This is a genomic window from Arthrobacter sp. P1_A5 (assembly GCF_056406825.1).
The window spans coordinates 1-4,240 of sequence record NZ_JBFTZL010000246.1 but is presented as its reverse complement, the minus strand read 5'-3'; the positions used below and the strand labels follow the sequence as shown (position 1 = coordinate 4,240).

Here is a 4,240-nt window from a genome sequence, read left to right as displayed (position 1 = left end):
GATTTCCCCACCCCCGCCCAGCGGGTGCGTGGCGGAGCAAGGGTTACGGCGGTCATAGCGTGGGGGAAACGCCCGGTCCCATCCCGAACCCGGAAGCTAAGACCCACAGCGCCGATGGTACTGCACCCGGGAGGGTGTGGGAGAGTAGGTCACCGCCGGAACACCATTAACGGTCGAGGACCCCCACCACCAGGTGGGGGTCCTCCCGCATTTAACCGGCCTCCCAGGACCGAGCCGGGCCGGGGTCCCCGACCCGGGGCGGAAMCCGGACCGGACAAGACCAGGGCCAGCTGCCCAGCCGAACCCGGGTCACGGCCTGCCAGAACACAGGTCCCAGGGCCCCCCACGAGCGCCCCACCTCCCCCGGGCAGCCGGCAGGGCATCCAAGACGGGTGCCGGCGTCGCCCCCGCCAAGGCCCCCCTCACGGCCCGCCAGGACCATGGGACCGGTGCCCAGCGGGCAGCGCCCGGGCTGGCTTCCTGGCGGCGGAAAGTCCGCCGGCGGGGACGGCGGCGGAACTGGGTGAAACGGCACCGACGAGGGGGCTTCCGCTCTCGGCGCAATTTGACGGCGATCGGCGCCCGATTCCAGTGATTTTCCCCAAAAAAGGCCGAAAACACGCGGAATTTGCCACCTCTGAGGCGCCAAGCTGGTAAGTTTTCGAACAGTGGTTTGTACGCATGCCGTGTGCAGGCTCCAAAAATCGTGACCGTCCAGGAGGACATAAATGGCTAAGAACCGTAGTGAACTTGTTGCAGAGGTAGCAGGCAAGGCCGGCACCAGCCAGGCAGCAGTCAACTCCGTGCTCGACGCACTGTTCGAGGTCTTCGAGACCTCTGTCGCCGCGGGCGAGAAGATCACCATCCCGGGCTGGCTCGCCGTAGAGCGCACCGACCGTGCAGCTCGCACCGGCCGCAACCCGCAGACCGGCGAGACCATCCAGATTGCCGCTGGCCACAGCGTCAAGCTGACCGCCGGCTCCAAGCTGAAGGCTGCAGTCGCCAAGAAGAAGTAGTCTTCTTCGCAGGCTTGAAAGGAGCGGCAACCCTCGGGTTGCCGCTCCTTTTGCGTCCCCGGCCAGTCCCCGGCCAGCCGCCGGCCGGTCCCTAACCGGTCCGTAACCGGTCCCTAACCGGTCTTAGGCCGGCCGGGCTGCCTTCCCGACCAATCTGCAGCCCTTTGAAGGCCGCGCCGGCTGGACGGATCCCCGGAGGCCCAGCCGCCGGGGCCGATTCGCTGAGCAAGGCGGCGTAGCGGACAATGGAGGTGTGCCTTCCGCAGTAAATCCCACGCCCACAACCGCAGCGCCCGTTCCCCCCGGGGACGCACGCGGCCCTGGCTCCGGTCCCGCCGGGATTGCCCGGCCTTGGCTGATCGCAGGCCTTGGCGCGTTGTTTATTGGCCTGGTAGYGGCACTGATCTTCTCCGGCGCAGCAGCCGCCCGCGAGGTCTCAGATCCAGGTGCGCTGGTGCGCTGGGGGCTTCCGGTGAGCAAAGCGATCCACAACGTCGCTGTCGCCACCGTGATCGGCGGCCTTATCTTCGCCGTCGGCATCCTGCCGCGAAACAGGAACAGCTCCCGGTCCAAGGAGCAGGACGCCCCGGAACATCCGGCCTTCACCCGGGCGCTGGCCGTGGCAGCGGCCGCAGGCGCCGTCTGGACGCTGTCCGCGATCACCGTACTGGTCCTGGGCTACGCGGACATTGCGGGGCAGGGCATCTCCGGGGACCCGGAATTCACCCGCTCCCTCGTGTACTTCATGACGGACATCGAAACCGGACGCGCGTGGCTGGCTGTCGTCATCATCGCCGCCGTCGTTACCACCGCCCTGTTCGGAGTGCGGTCCCGCGGCGGCCTGGCACTGACGTTGGTCCTTTCGCTGATCGGTCTGGTTCCCGCTGCCCTGATCGGACACTCCTCCAGCTCCAGCGACCACGAGGGCGCCATCAACTCGCTCGGCCTGCACCTGGTCGGCGTATCGGCATGGGTGGGCGGCATCATCATGCTCGCAGTCCTCTCCGGCGTCCTGGAAGGCGCAGGCGCCGGTGCCCGCACCTCCGGGGCAGGCTCGGGGACAGCAGACATCACCGAGCCAACCCTGCGCCGGTTCTCATCCCTGGCCGGCTTTGCCTTCGCCCTGGTCTTCGCCTCAGGCGTGATCAACGCCAGTATCCGCCTCACCACATGGGCAGACCTCTTCGGCTCGGCCTACGGGCAACTGATCCTGGCCAAGACGGCAGCGGTCCTGGTGTTGGGCGGCATCGGGCTCATGCACCGCCGCTGGGTCATCCCGCAGCTGGGCAACCGCGCCATGGGCAGGTCCGCGCGCCGGGTGTTGTGGCAGTTGGTGATCGTGGAGCTGATCATCATGGGGGCGACGTCCGGGATCGCCGTCGCGCTGGGGCGTTCCGCCCCGCCGCAGCCCACCACTTTCGCCCCCGACGCTTCGCCGGCCTTCATCCTCTCGGGCTACGAGTTGCCGCCGGAACTGACCCCGGACCGATGGCTCACGGAGTGGCGGCTCGACTGGCTCTGGATCGCCGTCGTCGTGTTTGGCTTGGTGTCCTACCTCCTTGGCGTACGAAGGGTGCTGAAACGGGGCGACTCGTGGCCCTGGTTCAGGACGGTCAACTGGGTGCTCGGACTCATGGTCCTCACCTACGTGACCTCGGGGCCGCCGTCGGTCTATGGCAGGGTGCTGTTTTCGGCGCACATGGTGGACCACATGGCCCTGACCATGGTGGCTCCCATCTTCCTGGTCCTCGGCGCCCCCGTCACGCTGGCACTGCGGGCGCTCACCCCCCGGCGCGACAGCTCCCGCGGCCCGCGCGAGTGGCTCATGATCTTCATCCACTCCAAGTTCTCGCAACTGGTGACCCACCCGCTGTTCGCGGCCGCCAACTTCGCCGGCTCGATCGTGCTTTTCTACTACTCGGACGCCTTCGGTTACGCGATGCGGGACCACGTGGGCCACGAACTCATGAACCTGCACTTCGCCCTCACCGGCTACATCTTCGTGCTCACCATGATCGGCACCGATCCGTTGCCGCGCCGCGCACCGTACCCCATGYGGCTGCTGCTCCTGTTGGCCACTATGGGCTTCCACGCGTTCTTCGGCGTCGCCATCATGGGCGGCACCGGACTGCTGGCCGCCGACTACTTCGGCAACCTCGGGCGGACCTGGGGCCCCGCTGCCCTGCTGGACCAACAGATGGGCGGTGCCGTGGCGTGGGGGATCGGCGAAGTTCCAACCCTGCTGGTAGCGATCGGTGTCGCCGTGATGTGGTCCCGCTCCGACGCGCGCGAGTCCAAACGCACCGACCGGGCGGCGGACAGGAATAACGACGCCGATCTCACCGCTTACAACGATATGTTTGCCAAGCTGGCCGAGCGCGACGCCAGGCTTGCCGAACGCAATTCAAAGCTGGAAGGACGCTCATGACCGAAACCGTACGCACCCACCTCCGGGTCCGGGCCTCCGAACTGGTGGGCCGCAACTGGCTTAACACCGGTGGCAAGTCCCTGGACCTTGAATCCCTGCGCGGCAAGATCGTGCTGCTGGACTTCTGGACGTTCTGCTGCATCAACTGCCTGCACGTCCTGGACGAACTCCGCCCGCTCGAGCAGCAGTACTCGGATGTCCTCGTGACGGTCGGCGTGCATTCGCCCAAGTTCGAGCACGAGGCCGATCCCGTGGCGCTGGCGGCCGCCGTCGAACGCTACGAGATCCGCCACCCTGTCCTCGACGACCCCGAGCTGGACACCTGGAAGGCCTATACGGCCCGGGCCTGGCCGACCCTGGTGGTCATCGATCCCGAGGGCTACATCGTCGCGCACCTCTCCGGCGAGGGCCACGCGGACGGCCTCGCCGTCCTGATCCCCGAGCTGATCGCCGAACACGAAGCCAGGGGCACCCTGCACCGGGGCGACGGCCCCTACGTGGCGCCGGAACCGACGTCGGGAACGCTGCGCTTCCCGGGCAAGGCCCTGTTCCTGCCCGCCGGCCGCGGCGTCGGAAGTGCCGGCGACGGTTCGTGGCTGGTGACCGACACCGGCCATCACCGGCTCGTGGAACTCTCTACCGACTTTCAGACCGTGCTGGCCACTTACGGCTCGGGCGAAAAGGGCCACGCCGACGGCAACGCCGCCACCGCCCGGTTCAACGAACCGCAGGGCCTGGTGCTGCTGCCCGAGGATGTCGCCGCGGCCGCTGGTTACGACGTCGTCATTGCCGACTC

Annotated in this window: 3 protein-coding genes and 1 rRNA gene; all 4 read left to right on the top strand. The window is 67.7% G+C overall.

Annotated features, from left to right (window positions below):
• Nucleotides 1-44: 44 nt before the first annotated feature.
• Nucleotides 45-161, top strand: a 5S ribosomal RNA gene (gene rrf, locus AC1D1S_RS19575).
• 567 nt (nucleotides 162-728) lie between these two features.
• Nucleotides 729-1,016, top strand: a complete 288-nt coding sequence (locus AC1D1S_RS19570) for an HU family DNA-binding protein (RefSeq protein WP_011776355.1) — start codon at nucleotides 729-731, stop codon at nucleotides 1,014-1,016.
• A 253-nt stretch (nucleotides 1,017-1,269) separates the two neighbouring features.
• Complete coding sequence (locus AC1D1S_RS19565) at nucleotides 1,270-3,444, top strand: bifunctional copper resistance protein CopD/cytochrome c oxidase assembly protein (RefSeq protein WP_476995263.1); 2,175 nt, start codon at nucleotides 1,270-1,272, stop codon at nucleotides 3,442-3,444.
• Nucleotides 3,441-4,240, top strand: an 800-nt coding sequence (locus AC1D1S_RS19560) for a thioredoxin-like domain-containing protein (RefSeq protein WP_476995262.1), incomplete at its 3' end; no start/stop codon positions are given. The genes AC1D1S_RS19565 and AC1D1S_RS19560, both read left to right, overlap by 4 nt.

Excerpts from the sequence above, each read along its gene's own strand:
- AC1D1S_RS19570 (WP_011776355.1), top strand. The coding sequence starts at position 729 with ATGGCTAAGAACCGTAGTGAACTTGTTGCAGAGGTAGCAGGCAAGGCC.